Genomic DNA, 24,396 nt, shown 5'->3' with positions numbered 1-24,396 from the left:
CTCCTCCGATGCCCAAGACGTTCCACGAGATTCCCCGCGAGCGCCCCGCCACCCCCCTGCTGGACCGCGCCGCGACGCCGGACCGGCTGCGCCAGCTCGGCGAGGCGGAACTCGAAGTACTGGCCGACGAACTGCGCCAGGAACTGCTCTACACCGTCGGGCAGACCGGCGGGCACTTCGGCGCCGGGCTCGGCGTGATCGAGCTGACCATCGCCCTGCACTACGTCTTCGACACCCCCGGGGACCGCCTGGTGTGGGACGTCGGCCACCAGGCCTACCCGCACAAGATTCTCACCGGCCGCCGCGAACGCATGCTCACGTTGCGCCAGAAGGACGGCATCGCCGCCTTCCCGCGCCGCTCGGAAAGCCCCTACGACACCTTCGGCGTCGGCCACTCCAGCACCTCCATCGGCGCCGCGCTGGGCATGGCCATCGCCGCGCGGCTGAAGGGCGAGCGGCGCCGCTGCATCGCCGTGATCGGCGACGGCGCGCTGACCGCCGGGATGGCCTTCGAGGCGCTCAACCACGCCTCGGACGTGCAGGCCGACATGCTGGTGGTGCTCAACGACAACGACATGTCGATCTCCAAGAACGTCGGCGGGCTGTCCAACTACCTGGCCAAGATCCTCTCCAGCCGCACCTACGCGAGCATGCGCGAGGGCAGCAAGAACATCCTCTCGCGCCTGCCCGGCGCCTGGGAGATCGCCCGGCGCACCGAGGAATACGCCAAGGGCATGCTGGTGCCCGGCACCCTGTTCGAGGAGCTCGGCTGGAACTACATCGGCCCGATCGACGGCCACGACCTGCCGACCCTGCTCGCCACCCTGCGCAACATGCGCGACCTCAAGGGGCCGCAGCTCCTCCACGTGGTGACCAAGAAGGGCAAGGGCTTCGCCCCGGCCGAGGCCGATCCCATCGGCTACCACGCGATCACCAAGCTGGAGCCCGAGGGCAGCGCCCCGCGCCAGCCCGGCCCTCCCCGATACTCCAGCGTCTTCGGCCGCTGGCTGTGCGACATGGCCGCCGCCGATCCGCGCCTGGCCGGCATCACCCCGGCGATGAAGGAGGGCTCCGACCTGGTCGCCTTCAGCCAGCGCTTCCCGGAGCGCTACTTCGACGTGGCCATCGCCGAGCAGCACGCCGTGACCCTCGCCGCCGGCATGGCCTGCGACGGCCTCAAGCCGGTGGTGGCGATCTACTCGACCTTCCTGCAGCGCGCCTACGACCAGTTGATCCACGACGTCGCGGTGCAGAACCTCGACGTGCTGTTCGCCATCGACCGCGCCGGCCTGGTCGGCGAGGACGGCCCGACCCACGCCGGCAGCTTCGACCTCTCCTACCTGCGCTGCATCCCCGGCATGCTGGTGATGACCCCCAGCGACGAGAACGAGCTGCGCCGGCTGCTCACCACCGGCTACCTGTTCGAAGGCCCGGCGGCGGTGCGCTACCCGCGCGGCAGCGGACCGAACGCGGCCCTCGAGCCGGGCCTGGAGCCCTTGCCGATCGGCAAGGGCGTGCTGCGCCGCCGGAGCGGGAAGAGCGACGGCCCGCGGGTCGCCCTGCTGGTGTTCGGCGTGCAGGTGGCCGAGGCGCTGCGGGTGGCCGGGAAGCTGGACGCCACGGTGGCCGACATGCGCTTCGTCAAGCCGCTGGACGAGGAACTGGTACGCGAACTGGCCGCCGGCCACGAGCTGCTGGTGACCGTCGAGGAGAACAGCATCATGGGCGGCGCCGGCAGCGCGGTGGCGGAATACCTCGCCGAGGCCGGCCTCCTCAGGCCGCTCCTCCACCTGGGCCTGCCGGACTATTACGTGGAACACGCCCGGCCCGCGGAAATGCTCGCCGAATGCGGCCTGGACGCCGCTGGCATCGAGGCGGCGGTGTGCGAACGGCTGAATATGCTGAGCTGATAGTGTTTCCCTTTGGTATCAAAGGGGCGTCATACATCGAGTGCCCGTTCGATATCGACGAATCGATATGCACCATCAGAGAAAGGTCAGTCACTTCAAGGAAGTACTGACCTTTGCCATCGCTCCGCCGCGATCATGCCAACACATCGACAGAACGAAAAAAATCAGAAATCATCCTCCACCTTGCCATCCTGCGCCTTGAACTCGCGGCTTTGCATATAGGCATTGCGGATGAATATGTATCTATCGCCGGTAATGAGTTTCTCGGCCGACAACAGAGATGCTCGGGTATCTACAACCTCGCCAGCAAACAAGGCATTTTTAGCAGTCGTATTATTCATGTAAATATAGGGCTTCGTAAAAGCATCCCCAATTAACCCACCCGTATCACGCACGGTGCTCGGCCCAAAGAAAGGCAAGACCACATAGGGCCCGCTAGATACGCCCCAGGCACCGAGGGTTTGACCAAAATCCTCGTCGTTGCGATTAAGCCCCATCCTGGTCGCCACATCGACAAATCCCAATACGCCAATGGTGGTATTGAGCAACAACCTGCTGCTATCGACACCTGCATCGTGGAATTTTACCTGCAGCAGATCGTTGGCCAAGTTACCGACCTCGCCAATGTTGCGATAGGCATTATGCACCCCATCTTCAACGAACTGCGGAGCAATAGCCTGGTACCCTTTGGCAACCGGCTTCATGAAATAAGTATCCAAGGTATCGTTGAAACGAAATATCGCCCGGTTGAACGTCTCCCACGGGTCCTGATCTTCGGCAATCGCCGTCATTATGGGCAGCAGGACCAATCCGGCACAAGCCAGTGAGCGGCCCAATCGTTTAGCTTGGTCGACGGCAATCACACGCATTGCAGGTACCTCTCTTTAGTAAGTACTCCCAGCAAAACCGGGACTTTATTTTGCTAGTCCCCAGGGACAAGCAGCAGAATCGCTGATAAAGTGGCTGTTCTTATAGGCAAAACATTAGGGCTCGCCCCTGCCTTCGGAGCATGCACATGGTACTATTACATCGCTAATGTGCGGCCGTATAGTAGTAAAATAATCTTGGGTGTTCCCATGGGTTGTTCCGCAGCCACGGATTTCTTCGCTGGAAATAGCCTTATTCAGCTCCTTTTGGCCCTTTGCTGGCAGTGACTGAGGGCAGTGAGTGGAGGTGTCATCGGAAAACAGGTTTTCCCGGCAGGGTGCGATCAACCAAAACAGTGCCAGTTCATGCACGAAAAACACCGTCGCAACGGTGTACTGTACGGAAACATCAAGCTGAGGGTTTCCGTGCATGCGCGTCTCTTTGGATTCCAATCGGCAATTCACGGTTCTATAGGGAGATACGCTGATCGCTGCAGGTATCAATGCCCGCCATCTGTTCGAGAACAAAGCCCCCGGTACGCGATGACCAGCCAAGCCTACAGCAGTGCCTCGACTATGTGAAGGCAGGCGATGTCCTGGTGGTGTGGAGGCTCGACCGGCTCGGCCGGCCCTTCCCCTCTGCTCGACATCGTGGCTGCTTACACAAGAAGGGCATCGCCTTCCGGACGTCAACCGGAGGGATAAATGCCGTATAGGAAGCTTCTGTTCCTGATCTTCGGTGAGGCTGGCCCAAAATCCTGAGCCGTTCGAAACTGGAAATTCCAGCATGAGGAACCGGAGCACACCAGACCGGAAGCGCCAGAAGTAAGCTGATCAGAAAGAACACTGGACGAAGATCGAGGAACGCTACTTGACCAGGCTGTTCAAGGATGCCAGGGATAAGGCGGGATGCTATTCAAGCTGGAAGGAGGAGAAACAGCCAGGGCCCCATGAGATCCGCGCCCTATCCCTTCATCCCTTACAAGAAGGCCGGGAAGAACGGGCAGAGAATAGCCGGCCACACCAGCAAGGAGATGACGAAGAGCTATCAACAGAATCACGCCGACATCGCCTGGTCGAATGCTGTGCCAGATATCGCTGAAATCTCAAGATAGCTTTGCGCGCATTTTGCGCCAGTTTTTGCGCAAGGCATAAATGAAAACGGGACAAGAGCCGTAATCAGCTGAGCCCGTTATATTTTTAGTCGATACAGAGTGAATCTAAAATCCTACCCCTTGCACAAAATGCGCTTATTTAGTGGCTTTCCATGGATGCCTATGGACGCTACGGGAACGCTGATCTTGCCCCGCCTCAGTGGACACCCCGTTAAGCGATACACTGCAACGAGGTGATCCATGGCAAGGCAAGCAAGCCCGATGAAACCAACCCGTATCCGCCACTCCCAAGCCTACAAGGACGAAGCGCTGGCCTTGGCCGAACGGATTGGCGTCAGCAAAGCGGCCGAACAGCTTGGGCTGCCCCCCTCTCAGCTCTATGGCTGGCGGAGCAGGAAACAGCAGGCCCAGACCAGCAGCGAGCGCGAGCAGTTGTTGGCCGACGAAAACGCCCGCCTCAAACGGCTGTTGGCCGAACAGTCCGAGGAGTTGGCCATCGTAAAAAAAGCCGCCGCGTACTTTGCCAGGAGCCTCAAGTGAAGTACGCCTTCATGCAAGCCCATACTCGGCAGTTTCCACTGAAGGTCATGTGCCGTGTGCTGGGCATTGCCCGCAGCGGCTACTACGCCTGGTGTTCGCGCACGCTCTCGAAGCGCCGCCAGCAACAGACCCAACTGGACCGCCTGGTAGCTCAGGCCTACCACGAGCGGAAGGGGCGCAGCGGGGCTCCGCGGTTATGCCTCGACCTGAAGGCGTCGGGCCTGCCCTGCAATCGCAAGACCGTGGCTGCTTCGATGCGACGCCAGGGACTGCGGGCCAGGGCTGCCAGGAAGTTCAAGGCCACCACGAATTCCAGGCACTCACTACCGGTGGCGGACAACCTGCTCCGGCAGGACTTCACGGCAGCGGCGCCCAACCGGAAGTGGGTGGGCGACATGACTTACCTGCGTACGGAAGAAGGCTGGTTGTATCTGGCCGTGATCATCGACCTGTACTCGCGCAGGGTGATCGGCTGGGCCATGAACGAGCGCATGACGGCCGAGCTGGCCTGCGATGCCCTGCGCATGGCCCTGTGGCGGCGCAAGCAGCCTCAAGGCGTGATCGTGCATACGGATCGAGGCAGCCAGTACTGTTCGGCGGCCTATCGGGAACTGCTTCGTGCCCATCGGCTGCGCGGCAGCATGAGCGCGAAGGGCAATTGCTACGACAACGCCTGTGCCGAAAGCTTCTTTCACAGTCTGAAGGTCGAGTGCATCCATGGGGAACGCTTCGGTACGCATGCCCAGATGCGTCAAACCGTGTTCGAATACATCGAAACCGACTACAACCGCCAGCGTCGTCACAGCACACTGGGATACATCAGTCCGGAAGCCTTCGAGGCCCGGATGCGTGCTTAAACCTGTGTCCACGAGGGCTGGGCAAGATCACGCCCGATAGGGGAACTGCTGCCGGACAGGGCCAGCAGCAGCATGGGATCGACATTCACCACCTTGGCCAGGCGGTTGCGCAACTGTTCCAGGACATAGCCTTCCGGCAGGTTCATCTGGAAGATCGGGTGCAGCTCCCGGTGGCGGTATTCATCCAGGCGCACGGGCATCAGCAAACTGATCGCCGCCTGCGCCTTGGCCTCTTCGTGGTAGCGGAACAAGTAGTCCCCGGCGGAGCTGAGGATCCTCCCGCTCTCGCCCTCTGGCGTTGCCACCTGCAGTACGGCCGTCATCAGTCGAACACTCCCTGGATCTCGTCCAACGTGGGCATGGCCGCAGGCACCAGCGCGAACTCACAGTCCAGGGCTCCCAGCACTCGCGCATAGGCCGTCATGCCCACGGACAAGTCGCCTCTCTCGATAGCGATGACCTTTTGCCGGGTGATGCCTGCCAAGGCAGCCAGCTTGGCCTGGGTCAGCCCGCGATTCAGGCGGCGCTGCCGGACCTGCTCGCCAAGACGCATCGTGATAAGGGAATAGTCCATGTTCCGTATACGTTACAAGTCATATTTAATGTAACGTATACCTAACCCTTGGAAAAATCAAAGCGGATTAGGCCACTCACGCTCGAGAGCCATAGCCGGGTTGCACTTCTGCCTCACCGCTCTTCTGGCCCTCGCCATTTCATCAACATGCCAAGCGTATCCATCTCCCCAACAAGCTCCCTGGCAATGGCCAAGCGCCCCAGCAACACCTCCCTCTCCTCGCTCGTTCGCGACAAGGCTTCGTCCTCGGCCTCACGGAAAAACGCCTGTATCCGCCGGACGTCATCCCAGGCACGGATAGCCTCAAGCAACTCTTGCCGGGCTTCGGCCCTGGCCTTTTCCTGTCGCTCACGCTCCCAGCGCTCCTCCAGTCGGCGCCGCTCTTCCTCCCATTCCTGCCTTCGGATCTCAGCCTGGCGCTCGCCCTCCTCGACCAAACCGGCAATGGTGGTAGCCGCCTTCGTCAGGTAGTCGACTATTTCGTCCAATTGCCCACGAAGGTCTCGCGCCTTGGCCTCTGGCCAGCGGTGCACCCAATCAGCTACCGGATAGGGACTGAATGCCTGGAGGCACAGCCGCCCGGTGGCGAAATGCTTGTGCGAGGTCCAACTCCAACTGGGAATCGGGCGGCGTCGCTCGGCAGCTGGCAGCTTGCCAAGAGGGATGTATTCCCCGTCGACGTACCGCGCTTCCAGCTCCTCGGTCATCTCGAAAAGCGTCAGGCCGATGGCGACGGAGCCCACGAAGACGACAGTCGCCTTGGAGGGATGCCACAGGCTCGGATAACGATGGTTGGCCGTCTTCCCGGGTCTCTCCCTTTCCTCAACAGAGGTACGCGAATAGGTACGATCGCTCGGCGCCAGCATGACCCGGTAACCAGCAGCTTCCAACCTGAGGAAAAGGGCATTGGCCGCATCCAGCGCATCGTCGAGCATTGGCTCCGATACCACCACGTCCACCAGGCGTCGCTGGGAGGGCTTCAGGTAGCCACTCTCGATCACCTTTCCCTTGGTAAAGAGATCACGTACCCCCCTGACCAGGGGATGGCGTGCCGAGCGCGAAATACGAGGCCGCGGACGGCCAACCTGGCGCTCGGGCGGCTTGGGAAGCGGATATCTCGCAGGCCCGGGAGCATCGCCCCTCCGCCATATCAAATGGTCTCCCGGACGTGCGGCGGGCAGCGGTATCTGGGGGCTTGGCTTGCCATGCTCGAGCTTGGTCCAATGACCGCGCGGCGGACGCGGGACGTTCATGGAGGTGCAAACCCTCGCCATGAAGCTCGACGACACCCCATAGCGCTCGGCCACCCTGAGCATCGGGTGACGCCACACCTCATCGTAGAGCGCCTCCCGGGACACCTGCCCAGGCGGATCACCGCGATCCGCAGCATCCGACGAAACTGAATTCACCCACCATCCTCCTGTCGCCCAAGCCCCAGTGCCGTCAACGCCCGCGTCGCCTGGTCACTCAGGGCTGCTGCTTTGCCTGAGCACGCAGCAACCCGCCATGGCGGGTTGCCCCTCCTCAGGCCTCCGCCGAGCATGACACCGTCATGCCAGGAGGCAGATGCCATGTCAGACGCCAGCAAGCAACCCCTTCCCAACCGGTTCACCTATCCACCGCGCGTTATCCGTGCCGGGGCGGCGCCCGCCTACCTCGGGATGTGCAGGGAGGAATTCACCAGGATCGTGCGCCCGCATGTCCGCGAATTCCACATAGGCCGGCAAGGCATCGGCTTTGACCGCGAGGAGCTGGATGCCTGGGTAGACGACTACATCGAACGAGCGGTTATTGAAAAGAGCGGTGCCCGGGGACAAGATCGATCCTGCAGCGAGCGCCAAGGAGAAAAACCATGGCGCGAAAAACCATCACTGGCCTCTACGAGAGAAATGGAATCTGGCATGTCGACAAGGTCGTCAGAGGTCAGCGACTTCAAGAAAGCACTGGAACAGGCAACCGGGAGGAAGCAGAACAGTACCTGATACACCGGCTCGAGAAGCTGCGAGAGGAGAAGGTCTACGGTATCCGCCGGATCAGGAGCTGGCGGGAAGCCGCTACCCGCTACCTGGTGGAGTACAAGGACATGCCGTCGATCGGCTTGGCCGCCACCTACCTGGAGCAGCTGGATCCCTACATCGGCGACCTTCCGATCACACACGTCGATGACGAGTCGCTTGCTCCATACATCAGGGACAAGCTGAAGCCGGGCAGGACATCGACCGGCAAGGTGAAGCCTGGTGTAACCCCAAGGACGGTGAACATCGCCCTGGAGAAGGTCATCCGCGTTCTCAACCTGTGCGCCCGGAAATGGCGCGATGAAGAGAAACGGCCCTGGCTGGACACGGTGCCGATGATCAGCAAGCTGGACGAGAAGCGATCGAGGCGGACGCCCTACCCGCTTTCGTGGGAAGAACAGTCGCTGCTGTTCTCGGAACTGCCGGACCACCTGCGCCGCATGGCGCTCTACAAGGTCAACTGCGGTTCTCGGGAGCAGGAAGTGGTCAAGCTGAGGTGGGACTGGGAGATACCGGTACCGGAACTCGACACCAGCGTGTTCCTGATTCCTTCGGATTTTGGAGGCAGGGACAAGGGATCGGGCGTGAAGAACGGAGAGGAACGGCTGGTCGTGCTGAACACTGTGGCCAAGTCGGTCATCGAGGGGCAGCGTGGCCTGGATCCGACCTGGGTATTCCCGTACGGGATGCCCGACAGGAACGGCAAGGCGACACCGGTTCATCGGATGAACGATTCCGCCTGGAAGAAGGCGCGGGTCAGGGCGGCGAAGAAGTACCAGGAACGCTTCCTGAGACCGGCGCCGAAGGGATTCGCCTCGATCCGCGTGCACGACCTGAAGCACACCTTCGGAAGAAGGCTCCGGGCAGCCGGTGTAACCGAGGAAGACAGGCGGGCCCTGCTAGGCCACAAGAACGGCAGCATCACCAGTCACTACTCAGCGGCGGAGCTGGGAAAACTGATCGATGAGGCCAACAAGATATCGGCGACGGACTCACGAGGGCCGGCGCTGACGATACTGAGGAGAAAGGCAGGATGAAAAGTCCCGCAAAAGTCCCTGAAACGAAAAAGGCCAGTCGTTACCGAACTGGCCTAAGTCGTTGAGGTATATGGTCGGGACGGAGTGATTCGAACACTCGACCCCTTGCACCCCATGCAAGTGCGCTACCAGGCTGCGCTACGCCCCGACTCTTCTGCTCCAGCTCGCTGGAGCGGGTCGAACTATATATTAAGCTTCTGAAAAGTGGAAGTTTTTTTTGCGACTACGACTACTTGCGCAAGACCTGAAGGACATCCTCCAACTCGGCAATCGTCTGACGGATCAATTGCCGGTATTGAGTCGTCTCTTCCCTGGCCTCGTCGCCGGAAAGACGCAGGCGCGCCCCACCGATGGTGAAGCCCTGCTCGTACAGCAGGGCTCGGATATGCCGGATCATCAAGACATCCTGGCGTTGATAATAGCGACGATTGCCTCGGCGCTTGACCGGATTGATCTGAGGGAATTCCTGTTCCCAGTACCGCAATACATGCGGCTTGACCGCGCAAAGCTCGCTAACCTCGCCAATGGTGAAGTAACGCTTCCCTGGGATGGGAGGTAACTCGTCGTTATGGCTTGGTTCCAGCATAGGCTTCAACCCTGGCTTTCAGCTTCTGCCCTGGACGAAAGGTGACGACACGCCGTGCCGTAATCGGGATTTCCTCCCCCGTTTTGGGGTTGCGACCGGGCCGCTGGCGCTTGTCGCGCAAGTCGAAATTGCCAAAGCCGGACAATTTGACCTGTTCGTTGTGCTCCAGTGCCTGGCGGATTTCCTCGAAGAACAGCTCCACCAATTCCTTGGCTTCCCGCTTGTTCAGGCCAAGCTCCTCGTAGAGACGTTCTGCCATCTCAGCTTTCGTCAGAGCCCCCATACACTACTTCCTTAACGTCGCATTGAACCTTTCTCCCAGAGAGGCGAGGATGTTCTGGGTTGTACTATTCACCTCATCATCGTTAAGAGTGCGCGATGGATGTTGCCAGGTCAAGCCGACGGCCAGGCTTTTTCGTTGCGGATCAATACCTTTACCCTGATAGACATCGAACAGCCGAAGATCGGTCAGGTATTCCCCCGCTGCTTCGCGAATGGTTTGCAGCACCGCCTCTGCCGGAGTATCGCGGTCGACGATCAGAGCGAGGTCACGGCGTACCTCGGGGAAACGCGAAAGCTCATGGAAAGCCGGCAGGCGGCCGGCTGCGATTTCCGCCAGGACCAGCTCGAACAAGAAGAGCGGCTGGTCCAGCCCCAGTACTTTGCCCAGCTCGGGATGCAGGGCACCCAGGAAGCCGACCAAGCGCCCCGCACGCTCAATCCGCGCGGTCTGCCCTGGATGCAGGGCTGGATGCTCGCCACTGACGAAGCGGTATTCATCGCCGGCGCCGGCAGCAGCGATCAAGGCTTCCACATCCGCCTTGACATCATAGAAATCCACCGCCTCCCGGTCATGACTCCAACTTTCCGGCAGGCGGCTGCCAGCGACCACACCGGCCAGCACGGCCTCCTGCATGAGGTTGTCCAATTGGCCGACGAAGCGCAACCCACTCTCGAACAGACGCACTCTGGACTGCTGCCGGTTCAGGTTGTGCTGTAGCGCCTTGACCAACCCCGGCCAGAGCGAGGCCCGCATGGCCGCCATGTCCGCAGAGATAGGATTGGCCAGGGTCAGCGGCTTGACGCCCGGAGTGAAGAGCTCGAACAGTTTGGGGTCGATGAAGCTGTAAGTGATCGCCTCCTGATAGCCGCGAGCAACCAGCAGACGGCGCAACACCGGCAGCTCGCTGCGGGCCTCGGCACGAGCCTGCGGGGCCAGACGTGCCTGCGGATAGCGGACCGGCAGGTTGTCGTAACCATGCAGGCGGCCCAGCTCTTCGATCAGGTCCACTTCAAGGGCGATATCGAAACGATGACTGGGTACTTCGATCCGCCACTCGCCGGAAGCCCCGCCACTGACCTTCAGCCCCAGGGCGACGAGCGGGCGCTCCACTTCGCCCGGCTCCACAGGCATGCCAAGCATCTGCTCGATGCGCTCGGCACGCAGAGTGATCGGCGCCACTTTCGGAAGGCTCGGCGAATCGACCACCTCGACGATGGGCCCAGGTTCACCACCGACGATCTCCAGCAACAGCGCGGTGGCACGCTCCATCGCTTCGCGGGCCAGTTGCCAGTCGACACCACGTTCGAAGCGATGCGAGGCATCGGTATGCAGACCATAGGATCGCGCCTTGCCAGCAATGGCAATGGTGTCGAAGAAGGCGCTTTCCAGGAACAGGTCGCGGGTAGTGCAGGAAACACCACTGTGCTCGCCACCCATCACTCCGGCGATCGCCAGGGCACGCCGGTGGTCCGCGATCACCAGGGTGTCGGCACGCAGGCTGACCTCCTGACCATCGAGCAGGATCAGTTTCTCCCCCTCCTCGGCCATGCGCACACGGATGCCGCCCTGAATCTCGGCGAGATCGAAGGCGTGCATCGGTTGTCCCAGTTCGAGCATCACATAATTGGTCACATCGACCGCAGGGTCGATGGTGCGGACACCGGAACGGCGCAAACGCTCGACCATCCACGGCGGAGTCGGCCACGACAGCTCGACGTTGCGCACCACCCGCCCGAGATAGCGTGGACATGCCCGGGGAGCCAGCACTTCGACAGGAGGGACCTCGTCATGTACTGGCGACACCGCGGCGATCGACGGACGCCTGAGCGGGACAGAGTAGAGAGCCCCTACCTCGCGAGCCAATCCGGCCAGGGACAAGCAGTCTCCACGGTTGGGGGTCAGGTCCACCTCGATGCTGGCATCGTCCAGATTGAGGTAGGTGCGGATGTCCAGCCCCAACGGCGCATCGGCCGGCAGCTCCAGCAATCCATCGTTCTCCTCGCTGATCTTGAGTTCGGCCGCCGAACAGAGCATGCCGAAGGATTCGACACCGCGCAGCTTGGCCTTCTTGATCTTGAAGTCCTCGCCCAGTACCGCACCGAGCATCGCGAAGGGGATTTTGATCCCCGGCCGGGCATTGGGCGCGCCGCAGACCACCTGGAAAACCTCGCTGCCATTGCCGACCCGACAGACTCGCAACTTGTCGGCGTCGGGATGCGGCTCGGAGGAAAGAATCTCGCCCACCACCACGCCGCTGAAATCGCCCGCAACAGGGGCGACGCTGTCCACTTCGAGACCGGCCATGGACAGGCGGGCCACCAGCTCATCGCGGGACACCTGCGGATTGACCCAGTCCCGCAGCCATTGTTCGCTGAATTTCATCCTGTTCTCCCAAAGAATTCGGTTACGGTCGCGGCCCTAGCGGAATTGCGCGAGGAAGCGCAGATCGTTGTCGAAGAACAGGCGCAGGTCGTTGACGCCATAACGCAGCATGGCCAGACGCTCGACGCCCATACCGAAGGCGAAGCCCTGGTATTTCTCCGGATCGATGCCGGACATGCCCAGCACATTGGGATGCACCATGCCGCAGCCCATCACTTCCAGCCAGCCGGTGTGCTTGCACACCCGGCAACCATGCCCGCCGCATATCACGCACTGCATGTCGACTTCGGCCGACGGCTCGGTGAAGGGAAAGAACGAAGGCCGGAAGCGCACGCCCAGCGGTTTCTCGAAGAACACCCGGAGGAACTCCTCGATGGTGCCCTTGAGGTCGGCGAAACTGATCCCCTCGTCGATCAACAGCCCCTCGACCTGATGGAACATCGGCGAGTGGGTGATATCCGAATCGCAACGATAGACACGTCCAGGGCAGACGATGCGGATGGGGGGCTGGCTACTTTCCATGGTGCGCACCTGAACCGGCGAGGTATGGGTACGCAGCAGCATATTGGCATTGAAATAGAAAGTGTCGTGCATCGCCCGAGCCGGATGGTGGCCTGGGATGTTGAGCGCCTCGAAGTTGTGGTAATCGTCCTCGACTTCAGGGCCTTCGGCGACGCTATAGCCGATGCGGGTGAAGAATTGCTCGACGCGTTCGAGGGTACGGGTCACCGGATGCAGACCTCCGGAAGCCTGGCCACGCCCCGGCAGCGTGACGTCGATACGCTCGGCGGCCAACTTGGCGGTCAGCGCTGCGGACTCGAGATCGGCCTTACGCGTATTGAGGGCTTCCTGAACGCTGTTCTTGGCAGTATTGATCAGGGCGCCGGCCTTCGGGCGCTCCTCGGCCGAAAGCTTGCCGAGCGTCTGCATCAACTGGGTCAGTTCGCCCTTCTTGCCAAGGTAATGGACTCGGAGTTGCTCCAGGGCATTGACGTCTTCGCTATGTTGCACGGCCTCAAGCGCTTGCGCGACCAGTGCATCCAGGTTTTCCATGTGCAACCTCCAGAGGGTCTTGCAGAACTATCTTGACGCCCGATTCGATCCCGCTTCGGCAGGCGGCCCGCCAGAAACGCAAGGGTCGGTTTTGCAAAAGCCCCTTCTCAGATACGAAATAGGGGAAGAGCACTAGGCTCTTCCCCTATCGGTGACGCTCGGCACCGGGCAACGCCCGGGACTATCAAGGGATCAAGCCAGGACGGCTTTAGCCTTCTCGACAATCGCGGCGAACGCCGCTTTTTCGTTCACTGCCAGATCGGACAGAACCTTGCGGTCGATCTCAATGGTCGCCTTCTTCAGGCCGGCGATCAGACGGCTGTAGGACAGACCGTTCTGACGGGCACCAGCATTGATACGGGCGATCCACAGGGCACGAAACTGACGCTTGCGCTGACGGCGGTCACGGTAGGCGTACTGGCCAGCCTTGATCACTGCCTGCTTGGCGACGCGGAATACGCGGGAACGCGCACCGTAGTAGCCCTTGGCGAGTTTCAGGATTTTCTTGTGACGGCGACGAGCGATGACGCCACGCTTGACACGAGCCATGAGTAATTACCTCTGCAGTCTTGACCGGGATTAACGAACGCGCAGCATGCGTTCGACTTTGGCGACGTCGGACGGGTGCATCAGCGAAGTGCCGCGCAGTTGGCGCTTACGCTTGGTCGTCATCTTGGTCAGGATGTGGCTCTTGAAAGCGTGCTTGTGCTTGAAACCACTTGCAGTCGGCTTGAAGCGCTTCTTGGCACCACTCTTGGTTTTCATCTTTGGCATGTTCGGATACTCCGCATTCAGTCAATACACATAACCACAAGGCCTGCCAGTGCCCTGGAGGTTATTTTCGTTTTTTCGGGGCGATGACCATCATCAGCTGGCGTCCTTCCAACTTCGGATACTGTTCCACGGTGCCGAATTCGGCGAGATCGTTTTCGACCCGCTTCAACAGCTCCATGCCCAACTCCTGGTGGGCCATCTCGCGGCCACGGAATCGCAGGGATACCTTGGCCTTGTCCCCATCGTTAAGGAAACGTACCAGGTTGCGTAGTTTTACCTGGTAATCCCCTTCCTCAGTTCCGGGACGGAACTTGATTTCCTTGATCTGGACCTGCTTCTGATTCTTTTTCGCCGCAGCGACCTGCTTCTTCTTCTCGAACAGGTGCTTGCCGTAGTCCATGATCCGGCATACGGGCGGTACTGCATCCGCGGAAATCTCCACCAGATCCAGCTTGGCCTCTTCCGCTACACGAAGCGCTTCATCAATCGAGACGATGCCAATCTGCTCACCGTCCACTCCAATTAACCGAACCTCGCGTGCCGAGATATTCTCGTTGATCGGAGCCTTCGGTTGAGCTTTTCTATCTTGTCTCATTTCACGCTTAATAATGATTACTCCAATTCTTGGCGACCACGCCGGGCAACCGCCTGCGCCAGCATCTCACGGAATTGCTCGACGGGCATCGTGCCCAGATCGACTCCTTCACGGGTACGTACAGCTACGGAGTGCGTCTCGACCTCCCGATCTCCGATCACCAAGAGATAGGGAACCTTGAGCAAAGTATGCTCGCGAATTTTAAAACCGATCTTTTCGTTTCTCAAGTCGCACTTGGCACGGAAACCACCTTGATTGAGCGTCCGCTCGACCTCGAGTGCGAATTCGCCCTGCTTGTCGGTGATGTTCATGATCACCGCCTGGGTCGGTGCCAGCCAAGCAGGAAAAGCGCCTTCGTAATGCTCGATCAGAATACCGATGAAACGCTCGAAAGAACCCAGGATGGCACGGTGCAACATCACCGGATGCTGGCGCTCGTTATTCTCGCTGACATACTCGGCCCCGAGACGAACCGGCAGGTTGAAGTCCAGTTGCAAGGTACCGCACTGCCAGACACGCCCCAGGCAGTCTTTCAGGGAGAACTCGATCTTCGGCCCATAGAAAGCCCCCTCCCCCGGCTGCAACTCGTAGGGCAGGCCTGCGCTCTCCAAGGCCGCAGCCAGTGCCTCCTCGGCACGATCCCAAAGCTCGCCGGAACCGACACGTCTTTCCGGCCGGGTGGACAGCTTCAACTGGATGTCCTGGAAACCGAAATCGGCATAGACCTGCCGGGTCAGCTTGATGAAAGCGGCGGACTCGGCCTGCATCTGCTCTTCGGTACAGAAGATATGGGCATCGTCCTGGGTAAAGCCTCGCACCCGCATGATGCCGTGCAGTGCACCCGACGGCTCGTTACGGTGACAGGCGCCGAACTCGGCCAGGCGCAACGGCAATTCGCGATAGCTCTTCAGGCCCTGGTTGTACACCTGCACATGGCAGGGACAATTCATCGGCTTGATTGCGTAGTCGCGGCTTTCCGATTCAGTGGTAAACATGTTCTCGGCATAGTTGGCCCAATGCCCGGACTTTTCCCAAAGCACGCGATCGACCACCTGAGGCGTCTTGATCTCCAGATAGCCGTTTTCCCGCTGGACGGCGCGCATGTACTGCTCGAGCACCTGATAGACGGTCCAGCCATTGGGATGCCAGAAGACCATGCCCGGCGCCTCTTCCTGGGTATGGAACAGGTCAAGACGCTTGCCGAGCTTGCGGTGGTCGCGCTTCTCGGCTTCCTCGATGCGCTGGATATAGGCAGCCAACTGCTTCTTGTCCGCCCAGGCGGTGCCATAGACGCGCTGCAACTGCTCATTCTTGGCGTCGCCGCGCCAGTAGGCGCCGGACAGCTTGGTCAATTTGAAGGCCTTGAGGAAACGGGTATTCGGCACATGCGGACCGCGACACATGTCGACGTATTCCTCATGGTAATACAGCCCCATCGCCTTTTCGTCGGGCATGTCGTCGATCAGGCGCAGCTTGTAGTCCTCGCCACGGGACTTGAATACCTCGATCACCTGCTCGCGCGGGGTCATTTTCTTAACGACGTCGTAGTCCCTGTCGATCAGTTCGCGCATACGCTGCTCGATGGCCGCTACATCCTCCGGCGTGAAAGGACGCTCGTAGGCGATGTCGTAGTAGAAACCCTCGTCGATCACCGGGCCGATCACCATCTTCGCCGTCGGATACAGCTGCTTGACCGCATGGCCGACCAGATGCGCACAGGAGTGGCGAATGATCTCGACCCCCTCCTCGTCCTTCGGTGTGATGATCTGCAGGGTCGCATCATGATCGATCAGGTCGCAGGCATCGACCAGTTTGCCATCTACCTTGCCGGCCACAGTGGCCTTGGCCAGACCGGCACCGATGGACTGGGCGACCTCGGCGACCGAAACGGGATGATCGAATGTACGCTGACTGCCGTCGGGAAGAGTGATAATGGGCATGGCGCCTCCTCTCCTAGTGGTGACCCCTACCAAAGGCCACATGGGTTGGGATGAGCCAGTAAAGCGATCCGTCGGATATACCTGCCTCACGTTGGCAGGAGCCCAAAGGGCCCGATCCGAGCGAACCGGAGTCACTGGAAGTAAAAACCGAAGGATCTTTCAGAAAGCCGAACCATTTGGCAAGCAGCCTATAAAAGGTCTTTTCGCGGCCTTTTCATTTGCATTTCTGGTGAATCCAATCGAACGAGAGCAGGCCATCGCATCAAGGCGAAGGCAGGCTATTTATCTTTATGTATCGAACAGAAAGGGAAAGCGGACCCGATCGCTTGATCGAATTGCGCGCACTCTAGCATGAATCCAATGAATTGGTGCCGCATTTCCCTTGAAAAACCCCGCGATAGCCAAAAAACGAGAATTCGAGCATCCCCGAGGGCACACCCGGAGAACGGAAAAGAGTCCACCCGTCGGCAGACTCGCCCGGCCTGTCAGCCGGGCTGATCGATGCAGGTCGATCAGCCATCGAATCGTCGGGTACCTAATTCAAACTCAAAGAACTCGATCGCACCTGCCCCTCCCAAGCCGTCGCCCCTCGCCTCCGGCAACGCCTCGCCGCGCAATGCCTCAATCACATCAACCCAGCATCCGATCGCCAAGCGATCGCTCCTTTCGCCCGCACCAAATCGGACATCGCTTGACTTCAACCATCGCAGCGTGGCGACAGGAGTGGCGGACAAAGGCCGCCCGCCTCATCGAACGATCGGCAAGCCACCAACAAACGGAAAAAAACAAAAATAAAAGATGAATTTCTTCTTAAAAAATAAAATTTAGGACAAAATATTATTATTAAAACAACATTCTCTCGCATCGGCAGGTTATCATGAGGACCAGCCGCCGGCGGATCGGCATGCCAGCAGCGTCAGCTGAATCACCTTTTAGTAGGGGCTGTGAAAGCACGCTGCAGGTTCGAGTAATCCGCAAGCCTAGGGTTCTTATTCCATATCCCCTATACGGGCTGTATCTGCGCAGCTGGCGACAGAGCAGATGACAGGCCGGAAAGACGGCCATTGCCCCACTCATCTGCGATGACGGGCACCCGCACCGGCAAGATTTGCAACATCCGTGGGCAGATCGGCATGCCAGCGGCGCCAGCCGGCATACTCAAGATGGTAGCCACGCAGGAGCTCCTGGCTCCGGCAAGACGCGCAGCTGGTTCGAGTAATCTGCAAGCCGAGGCTGATTCGCCTACCCAGCTGGCAGGCACGCCAGCGGCGGCAGAGTGCCCGACTGGCCGGCGTAACCGGCCGCATCCTCCAGCGCCTCCTCCCCCCTAAGAGCGTTCTGCCGAGCGGACCGACGATTTCGCGCAGAGCCGAATTCCTATGGATCATTCGATCCGGCAAACAAGAAAGCCGGCGCCAGCCTGGGCGTTCCGTACCAAGAGGCTATTCTTTGAATACCGTCGGCGGATCGGCATGCCGTCAGTGTCAGTTGGCCATTGCTAAGGGTGGCCCGCCGGGTTTCACGGCCCCGGCAAAGCGCGCAGTCGGTTCGAGTAATCCGCAAGCCAAGGGACATCCGCTCCTGCTCCTTATTGGCAGGCACGCCAATGGCGACAGAGTGCCCGCCTGGCCGGCGTAACCGGCCACACCCCTTTTCCCATGCCAGTCATGAAGCCTTCCCTTCACAGCCGCTTCGCAAAGCGACTCACAGCGACAAGCATCTTGCGAAAGCACGGTATCGAACGAAGGCTCGATAGCAGCAAACCAGCCGCAAGGTGATACGAGCAACGCCTGGTCGATTCCTGCACACTCCCAACCTGACAGAGCACCCAGGCAATCGGGGGGACTCACTCGCGCAGCAGCCGTATGGCGAACTCCCTGGTGGCCTTCACCGCCTCGACGAATACCTCGACGGTTTCTCCGGTCGAGTGATTGAGCATGGTCACATGTCCGTATTCTTCGATAGCGCTCCGCTCGCCGATGACCACATGCTGAAAAGCCAGATCACCGCTTTCCACATCGACGACCACATATCCCTCCTCGGTCTGGATGGCATAGCGCGGAATAGTCCGGTGGTTCCCCACGACGATTCCCGTAAGCAGCATTTGGAACCTCCTGATTGCCGTATTGGGAGAGGATTTTTCAGCTTATCAACGAAACTCTCCGCTTTCAGGGAATCAGTGCACAAATCGAAAATGTACGATGGGCGGGAAATGAAACCAGCGAAATGACAGCTCGCGAATGCCGCAGGCATCTTGAGAAGCCAGGACAAACCGGAGGCCGCACCAAGGGCGAAGAATCGCTGTGCCTCGCCACCGGCGAGAGCCCGCACCGATTCGGAACATGGGAGCGTATCCGCCACAACCATTGACGAGAATGAAGGAAGCGCACAGCGGAAGAAACGACCGCCGACAGGCCACGACAAGGAGGGAGTCATTCACCGGAGTGTCCAGGCAGATTTGACGCCATGGCCGACAGAGCCCGGGAAACGCTGGAAAATATCTGGAATCGAGTAGGAGGCGGCCTCGCAGCCGCCGTCCTCTCACACCACCGTACGTACGGTTCCGTATACGGCGGTTCAGGCTATGCGGCTAAGCCGATTTATCGTATCCCGTATCGAGACTAGGCCCAGTTGATCCCACAGCTTCTTCGGCAGCGCCTGATTCACATGCGATGCCCCCGAGTTCCACCATGGACCTCTGCCGTTAAAGGCTGACTTGCAGGCACGCACCTCGCTCAGTCCCAGACGCATCAGGTTGCGCGCCCTCGTGGAGGGTTGCTTCCATTGGCGCCAGAGGATGCAGCGAAGTTTGTGTCTGACCCAGCCATCCAGGTCCTCGAGTGGTCGCTTGCTCTGACTCAGTTTGAAGTAGCCAGCCCAGCCACGCAGTACAGGGTTGATCCGCTCGATGACACTCGTCATCTTGTGGCCCCGTGCTCCGCGTAGCAGTTTCCCGAGCCTATCGCGCAAGCGGCGCAGGCTCATTCGAGGTAACGGCGGATGAGCCTGAGCACCTGCTTGTCTTCGACACGACGTTCCACGCAGGCCATCAAGACGTCGTGGTTGACCCGATCGAAGAATTTCTCCACATCGAGCTCCACACACCAACGCTGACCCGCCGCCACATGGGCACGAGCCATCTCAACGGCCTGGTGAGCGCTTCTACCCGGACGGAAGCCGTAGCTGTAGTCCGAGAACAGAGGATCGAAGATCGGCACAAGCTGTTGCAGCAGGGCTTGTTGAATCAGCCGATCCACGACGCTGGGGATACCCAACTGCCTTGTGCCGCCTTGCGGCTTGGGAATTTCGACCGCCCGTACCGCTTGGGGGTGGTACTCACCTGCCAGCAATCTGGCCTTGAGGATCGGCCAATACTGTTTCACGTAGCCCGCCAGGTCGGCGACCGTCATGCCGTCGGCACCCGGTGCACCCCTGTTCCTGACTACCTGTTGATACGCACGCTTGAGGTTGGCAGGTGCGAGCACCCGCTCCATCAACGTGTCCGGCTCCGCATTCGTCCACGCCATCGACGCCGCCGATACCTTTGCGCTGCCAGGCGTCGTCCTCGGATTCTGTCCGGGACTCGGGGTGACAGTCTTCTCTGCGAGAAATTTCTGCATTTCGGTATTCGACGAGACGCTGACGCCTACTGGCGGCATAACCCGTTCGGCCCTTGGTGACGTGGTTGGTCGTCACTTACTACGGCTTCGGCTGACTTCTGCCCGTTCATCCCGTCGCCTCTCGACGTGCGGTAGCACCATGGCAAACGTGCAGATCTCCCAGGGTAATTCGCGCGACCTTCCTGCTTATGCCTGTCGGATCTACGTCACAGCGTTCCGTGCAAGTATTGGGCTTTGGCAATTTTCGCTACCTTACCCCGCTGTACCGCCTCATCCGCTTCCTGTTCGTCAGGCCAGCATTTTGCCTCGGGCTTCCTTCGGATTCGCGGTCGCCCGCGACACCCTTGCCTCTGGCTAACACTTCCCCTTGCTGGGTATGTAGAGGACTTTCACCTCCAAGTCACCAGCGTGGCCACCACAGCCAAGCCGGTTGCGCTTGCGCGCAACGCGCCATGCCTGGCGCACAAAACAAAAAGGCGATCCTTTCGGATCGCCCTCTGAGCCCCGCGCGACGCGGGTTTTGTTTGGTAGGCACAATTGGACTCGAACCAACGACCCCCACCATGTCAAGGTGGTGCTCTAACCAACTGAGCTATGTGCCTGTCGATGGCCGCGCATTCTACGGACTCGCTCTTCCCTGTCAATACTTTTTTCGGTAACCGACTGAAAAAAAGGATTTTTCCCCGCCATGCCGGAATTCCGGCGCGCTAGCCGGAGCAAGACCGCTTCGGTAGCATCGGGTCGATATCGAACATCGGATCAGGGAGCAGCAAGATGGCGCATACCGATTATCCCCTTTCCTATTATGCCGCCACGGCCACCCCCGCCCCGCAGCGTCCGCAGCTCTTCGGGGAGGTCGAAACCGACGTCTGCGTCGTCGGTGCGGGCTATACCGGACTGTCCAGCGCGCTGTTCCTGCTGGAGAGCGGCTTTCGCGTCGTTCTGCTGGAGGCGGCCAAGGTCGGCTTCGGCGCTTCGGGACGCAACGGCGGGCAGATCGTCAACAGCTACAGCCGCGACATCGACGTGATCGAGCGCAACCTGCCCACCGAGCAGGCCCGGCTGGTCGGCGACATGGCCTTCGAGGGCGGACGCATCCTGCGTGCGCTCGTCGCCCGCTATAACATCCCGTGCGATCTGAAGGACGGTGGCGTATTCGCCGCCTTCACCAGTCGACAAATGGCCCATCTGCAAGCACAGAGGAAACTCTGGGAGCGCTACGGCCATGACCAGTTGGAGCCACTGGACGAACGGGGCATTCGCGCGGTGGTGGGCAGCCAGCGCTATGTGGGCGGCATGCTGGACAGGAGCGGCGGGCACATCCATCCGCTCAACCTGGCCCTCGGCGAGGCCGCTGCGGTGGAAGCCCTCGGCGGCACCATCCATGAGCAATCGCCCGCCGTGCGCATCGAATACGGCGCCGAACCGCTGGTGCACACGCCCACGGGACGGGTCAGGGCGAAGTTCGTCATATTGGCCGGCAATGCCTACCTGAACGACCTGGTTCCGGAACTGGCGGCCAAATCGATGCCCTGCGGCACCCAGGTGATCGCCACGGAACCCCTGGACGAGGCGCTGGCGGCCAGCCTGCTGCCACAGGACTACTGCGTCGAGGACTGCAATTACCTGCTGGACTACTATCGGCTCTCTGCCGAACGACGACTCATCTACGGCGGTGGCGTCATCTACGGTGCCCGCGATCCCCAGGACATCATCGCCATCATCCGGCCGAAGATGCTCAGGACCTTTCCGCAATTGCGGCAGGTGAAGATCGACTACGCCTGGAGCGGCAATTTCCTGCTCACCCTCTCGAGGCTGCCCCAGGTCGGACGGATCGGCGACAACGTCTATTACTCCCAGGGCTGCAGCGGCCACGGCGTCACCTATACCCATCTGGCCGGCAAACTGCTCGCCGAGGCCCTGCGCGGCCAGGCTGAGCGCTTCGACGCCTTCGCCGCGCTGCCGCACTACCCCTTCCCCGGCGGTCGGCTGCTGCGCGTGCCCTTCACCGCCCTGGGCGCCTGGTACTACAACCTCCGGGACCAGTTGGGCGTCTGATCGGCTGCGGATCAGGGATGCCCATGCGCCGTCGCCGGCAGCCGGTCGGCGGGTAGCGTCAATACGGCCCAGCGCCCACCCTTCGCCCAGCCACGGTCGAAGTCGGCGAAACTGGCGATCAGGCGGCGCGTGGTTCCCGAGCGCAGGACGAGCTGCCGCTCGCGCCGGTCGAACCCTATCACCACGGCGAATTGCCGGCTCGGCCCCCGCCAGCTCAGGCCCGGATGTTGCAACACCAGCACCGGATTGCCGGCCGCCACCTCGACCAGCACGCTCTCCAGCCGCGGCGCCAGGGGAAAGACCTGCATCCCGAGGCGACGGGCAGCGGCCTCCAGTTCCGTCGCCATGGCCTCCTCGCGATCCAAGTGCTGCAGTTGAGCCCTGAGCAATCCCGGCGAAGTCTCCAGGCCACGCTGGTTGAGCATGCTCGCCAGCGCCGCCGGCCCACCCTGGTAATCGCTCTGCGGATAGAAAGGCACGCCGGTCAGCTCGACCCGTTCGGGCAGGCTTGCCGTCTCCGCCGGCAGCACGGGAGTACGCGTGCAGGCCGACAACAGCGCGAACAACCCGAAGAGCAGGATCGCCGGGATCGCATTACGGACACTTCCCGCCTGCCCGCCACCGACTGCGGCGGACTCGGAATGGAAAGAGGAGAGAACGTCTCGCATATGGTCAGCCCGTCTCGTTGCAAAGGACGGCCATTCTAGACGGAACCCTCCACCTCCATTGCCATCGCTCCGCGCAGGAAGCCGGCACATCCGGCTTTCGCGCGGAGCCACGCCCGCGCTGCGGGCGCGGATCAGGCGGTCCGCAGGTGCGGCATGGCGCGCCGGCTCAGCCCCTTGGCGGCCAGGGCCAGCCCGAAGACCACGGCCGGCACCGCCAGCAGGACGAACATCTGGCCGAGCGGCAGTCCCATGGCGATCATCTGGCCGCCGGCGAAGGCGCTGAGGATGGCGCCGAAGCGGCCGACTCCGCTCATCCAGCAGGCACCGGTGGCGCGCGCCTCGGTGGGATAGAAGCAGGTAGCCATGGCATTCATGCCGACGCTGCCGCCGTTCAGGCAGAAGCCCACCGCCCAGGCGATGGCACCGATGGCCAGCGCGGCCACCAGCATGGTCAGCAGCAGCACCCCGTGCGGCCGGAAACGATCCATCGCCCAACCGACGCAGAGCGCGCCGATCGGCCCGCCGACCTGGAACATCGAGGTGACGATGGCCGCGTCGGTAACGCTGTAACCGCCCGACCTGACCAGGGTCGGCAACCAACTGCTGAACAGGTAGACGAGGAACAGCACGGTGAAATAGCCCACCCACAACATCAGGGTGCCGAAGCGGTAGTGGCTGGACAGTACCAGCCGCACGCCCCCCAACTGCTGCGGGGCGCTCGGCATCGTGAACTCCCCGCAGCCGTCGGCGACGCCCGGCGCGATCCGCTCGACGATGCGCCGGATGCGCTCCCGCGGGGCCCGCCGGCTCACCAGAAAGCTCAGCGATTCCGGCATCTTCCACAGCATCAGCGGCACCACCAGAAGCGGCAACACCCCGCCCATGACCAGCACGCTCTGCCAGCCGAGGTTGGGAATCATCCAGGCGGACAGGAAACCACCGCCCGCCGCGCCGAAGGAAAAGCCGCAGAAAGCCACGGTGACCAGAAAGGCGCGCTTGCGCTCCGGGGCGAATTCCGCGGTCAGGGTGGCGGCATTGGGCATGGCGGCACCGAGGCCCAGACCGGTGAGAAAACGGAAGATCACCAATTGGCCGACATCGCCGGAGAAAGCCGTGACCAGCGTCCAGAAGCCGAAGAACAGCACGCTCGACACCAGCACTATCTTGCGCCCGTAGCGGTCGGCCAGCGGACCGGCGACCAGCGCGCCGATGGCCAGGCCGACCAGCGCGGCGCTCAGCACCGGCCCGAGCTCCTGCGGGGTCACCCCCCAGTCCTCGCGCAACTGGGGCGCGATCAGCCCCATCACCGCCACGTCGAAGCCGTCCAGGGCGATGATGACGAAGCAGAAGAACACCACCAGTTTCTGGAAGCCGCCGAAGGGACGGCCGTTGATCAGCTCACGCACATCCATTGTTCTTGTCGCGTTCACTTGAAGTCACCTCGAGCCTCGGGCTCATTTTTTTATTGTCGAAAGGCGATCGGGGCGGCAGATCACGAATGGCATTTCCTCCGCGCACGAGGG

The 24,396-nt window shown here is 61.1% G+C and carries 20 protein-coding genes, 2 tRNA genes and 3 pseudogenes; 6 read left to right on the top strand and 19 right to left on the bottom strand.

Going from position 1 to position 24,396, the window contains the following annotated elements; all coding sequences use genetic code 11:
- The first annotated feature begins 8 nt into the window (after positions 1–8).
- Entirely contained in the window at positions 9–1,910 is a 1,902-nt protein-coding gene (gene dxs, locus AVCA_RS09430; RefSeq protein ID WP_012700669.1) for a 1-deoxy-D-xylulose-5-phosphate synthase, read from the top strand.
- Between the two features lie 164 nt (positions 1,911–2,074).
- Here dxs and AVCA_RS09425 read toward each other — a convergent pair whose 3' ends face one another.
- The gene (locus tag AVCA_RS09425) at positions 2,075–2,779 is read right to left on the bottom strand and encodes an MlaA family lipoprotein (RefSeq protein WP_041807131.1); all 705 of its coding nucleotides are present in this window, start codon (positions 2,777–2,779) and stop codon (positions 2,075–2,077) included.
- A 500-nt stretch (positions 2,780–3,279) separates the two neighbouring features.
- On the opposite strand from AVCA_RS09425, the gene AVCA_RS27245 reads away from it, so the two are divergent.
- The 3 genes and pseudogenes from AVCA_RS27245 (at position 3,280) to AVCA_RS09415 (ending at position 5,288) form a co-directional block, all read left to right on the top strand.
- A complete protein-coding gene (locus tag AVCA_RS27245; protein WP_072432982.1) occupies positions 3,280–3,492 on the top strand; it encodes a recombinase family protein in 213 nt (70 codons plus the stop codon).
- Between the two features lie 89 nt (positions 3,493–3,581).
- Positions 3,582–3,891 (top strand): annotated as a pseudogene (locus AVCA_RS26745) (site-specific integrase); the annotation flags it as partial.
- A 240-nt stretch (positions 3,892–4,131) separates the two neighbouring features.
- A protein-coding gene (locus AVCA_RS09415; RefSeq protein ID WP_085930845.1) for an IS3-like element ISAzvi9 family transposase occupies positions 4,132–5,288 on the top strand; the annotation gives its coding sequence in 2 pieces (ribosomal slippage) (positions 4,132–4,390 and positions 4,390–5,288; 1,158 coding nt in all).
- Positions 5,289–5,317: 29 nt separating this feature from the next.
- Here the strand turns inward: AVCA_RS09415 and AVCA_RS09410 are convergent.
- The 4 genes and pseudogenes from AVCA_RS09410 to AVCA_RS27125 all read right to left on the bottom strand — a co-directional run.
- A pseudogene (locus tag AVCA_RS09410) lies at positions 5,318–5,611 on the bottom strand (HipA N-terminal domain-containing protein); the annotation flags it as partial.
- Positions 5,611–5,862: a helix-turn-helix transcriptional regulator gene (locus AVCA_RS09405; RefSeq protein ID WP_175556064.1), complete on the bottom strand. Its 252-nt coding sequence runs from the start codon at positions 5,860–5,862 to the stop codon at positions 5,611–5,613. The pseudogene AVCA_RS09410 and the gene AVCA_RS09405, both read right to left, overlap by 1 nt.
- A 113-nt stretch (positions 5,863–5,975) precedes the next feature.
- Entirely contained in the window at positions 5,976–7,271 is a 1,296-nt protein-coding gene (locus AVCA_RS09400; RefSeq protein WP_236616368.1) for a hypothetical protein, read from the bottom strand.
- Positions 7,272–7,436: 165 nt separating this feature from the next.
- A complete protein-coding gene (locus tag AVCA_RS27125) occupies positions 7,437–7,679 on the bottom strand; it encodes a hypothetical protein (protein WP_041807130.1) in 243 nt (80 codons plus the stop codon).
- A 35-nt stretch (positions 7,680–7,714) separates the two neighbouring features.
- Here AVCA_RS27125 and AVCA_RS09390 point away from each other — a divergent pair, with 35 nt between their 5' ends.
- Complete coding sequence (locus AVCA_RS09390; RefSeq protein ID WP_012700662.1) at positions 7,715–8,914, top strand: tyrosine-type recombinase/integrase; 1,200 nt, start codon at positions 7,715–7,717, stop codon at positions 8,912–8,914.
- Positions 8,915–8,985: 71 nt separating this feature from the next.
- Here the strand turns inward: AVCA_RS09390 and AVCA_RS09385 are convergent.
- From AVCA_RS09385 to AVCA_RS09330, 12 genes and pseudogenes are all read right to left on the bottom strand, one after another.
- Positions 8,986–9,062: transfer RNA gene (locus tag AVCA_RS09385), tRNA-Pro, on the bottom strand.
- Positions 9,063–9,143: 81 nt separating this feature from the next.
- Positions 9,144–9,500, bottom strand: a complete 357-nt coding sequence (locus AVCA_RS09380) for a MerR family transcriptional regulator (RefSeq protein ID WP_041807128.1) — start codon at positions 9,498–9,500, stop codon at positions 9,144–9,146.
- Entirely contained in the window at positions 9,481–9,783 is a 303-nt protein-coding gene (gene ihfA, locus AVCA_RS09375) for an integration host factor subunit alpha (protein ID WP_011913482.1), read from the bottom strand. Before ihfA ends, AVCA_RS09380 begins: the two co-directional genes overlap by 20 nt.
- 3 nt (positions 9,784–9,786) lie before the next feature.
- Positions 9,787–12,165: a phenylalanine--tRNA ligase subunit beta gene (gene pheT, locus AVCA_RS09370; RefSeq protein WP_012700659.1), complete on the bottom strand. Its 2,379-nt coding sequence runs from the start codon at positions 12,163–12,165 to the stop codon at positions 9,787–9,789.
- A 36-nt stretch (positions 12,166–12,201) separates the two neighbouring features.
- Positions 12,202–13,218: a phenylalanine--tRNA ligase subunit alpha gene (gene pheS / locus AVCA_RS09365; RefSeq protein ID WP_012700658.1), complete on the bottom strand. Its 1,017-nt coding sequence runs from the start codon at positions 13,216–13,218 to the stop codon at positions 12,202–12,204.
- A 192-nt stretch (positions 13,219–13,410) separates the two neighbouring features.
- Positions 13,411–13,767 carry a 50S ribosomal protein L20 gene (rplT, locus tag AVCA_RS09360; RefSeq protein ID WP_012700657.1) on the bottom strand — a complete coding sequence of 119 codons (357 nt, stop codon included), beginning with the start codon at positions 13,765–13,767 and terminating at the stop codon, positions 13,411–13,413.
- A 30-nt stretch (positions 13,768–13,797) separates the two neighbouring features.
- Positions 13,798–13,992, bottom strand: a complete 195-nt coding sequence (gene rpmI / locus AVCA_RS09355; RefSeq protein ID WP_012700656.1) for a 50S ribosomal protein L35 — start codon at positions 13,990–13,992, stop codon at positions 13,798–13,800.
- A gap of 61 nt (positions 13,993–14,053) precedes the next feature.
- Positions 14,054–14,605, bottom strand: coding sequence for a translation initiation factor IF-3 (gene infC / locus AVCA_RS09350; protein WP_175555920.1), 552 nt, complete (start codon positions 14,603–14,605; stop codon positions 14,054–14,056).
- Positions 14,605–16,527: a threonine--tRNA ligase gene (gene thrS / locus AVCA_RS09345; protein ID WP_012700654.1), complete on the bottom strand. Its 1,923-nt coding sequence runs from the start codon at positions 16,525–16,527 to the stop codon at positions 14,605–14,607. Before thrS ends, infC begins: the two co-directional genes overlap by 1 nt.
- Before the next feature lie 1,846 nt (positions 16,528–18,373).
- Entirely contained in the window at positions 18,374–18,631 is a 258-nt protein-coding gene (locus AVCA_RS09340; RefSeq protein WP_012700653.1) for a hypothetical protein, read from the bottom strand.
- 473 nt (positions 18,632–19,104) lie between these two features.
- Positions 19,105–20,186: pseudogene (locus tag AVCA_RS25975) on the bottom strand (group II intron maturase-specific domain-containing protein).
- Between the two features lie 486 nt (positions 20,187–20,672).
- Positions 20,673–20,749: transfer RNA gene (locus AVCA_RS09330), tRNA-Val, on the bottom strand.
- 172 nt (positions 20,750–20,921) lie between these two features.
- Between AVCA_RS09330 and AVCA_RS09325 the strand changes: the two genes are divergently transcribed.
- Entirely contained in the window at positions 20,922–22,205 is a 1,284-nt protein-coding gene (locus tag AVCA_RS09325; protein ID WP_012700651.1) for an NAD(P)/FAD-dependent oxidoreductase, read from the top strand.
- Between the two features lie 11 nt (positions 22,206–22,216).
- Here AVCA_RS09325 and AVCA_RS09320 read toward each other — a convergent pair whose 3' ends face one another.
- Positions 22,217–22,873 carry a PA2778 family cysteine peptidase gene (locus AVCA_RS09320; protein ID WP_236616367.1) on the bottom strand — a complete coding sequence of 219 codons (657 nt, stop codon included), beginning with the start codon at positions 22,871–22,873 and terminating at the stop codon, positions 22,217–22,219.
- A gap of 131 nt (positions 22,874–23,004) precedes the next feature.
- Positions 23,005–24,303 carry an MFS transporter gene (locus AVCA_RS09315; protein WP_012700649.1) on the bottom strand — a complete coding sequence of 433 codons (1,299 nt, stop codon included), beginning with the start codon at positions 24,301–24,303 and terminating at the stop codon, positions 23,005–23,007.
- Positions 24,304–24,396 lie beyond the last annotated feature (93 nt).

The sequence above is a fragment of the Azotobacter vinelandii CA genome (genome assembly GCF_000380335.1).
Classification (GTDB): Bacteria; Pseudomonadota; Gammaproteobacteria; order Pseudomonadales; family Pseudomonadaceae; genus Azotobacter; species Azotobacter vinelandii.
Note: the sequence above shows the minus strand (reverse complement) of the source record. Positions and strands in the feature narration are given on the sequence as shown.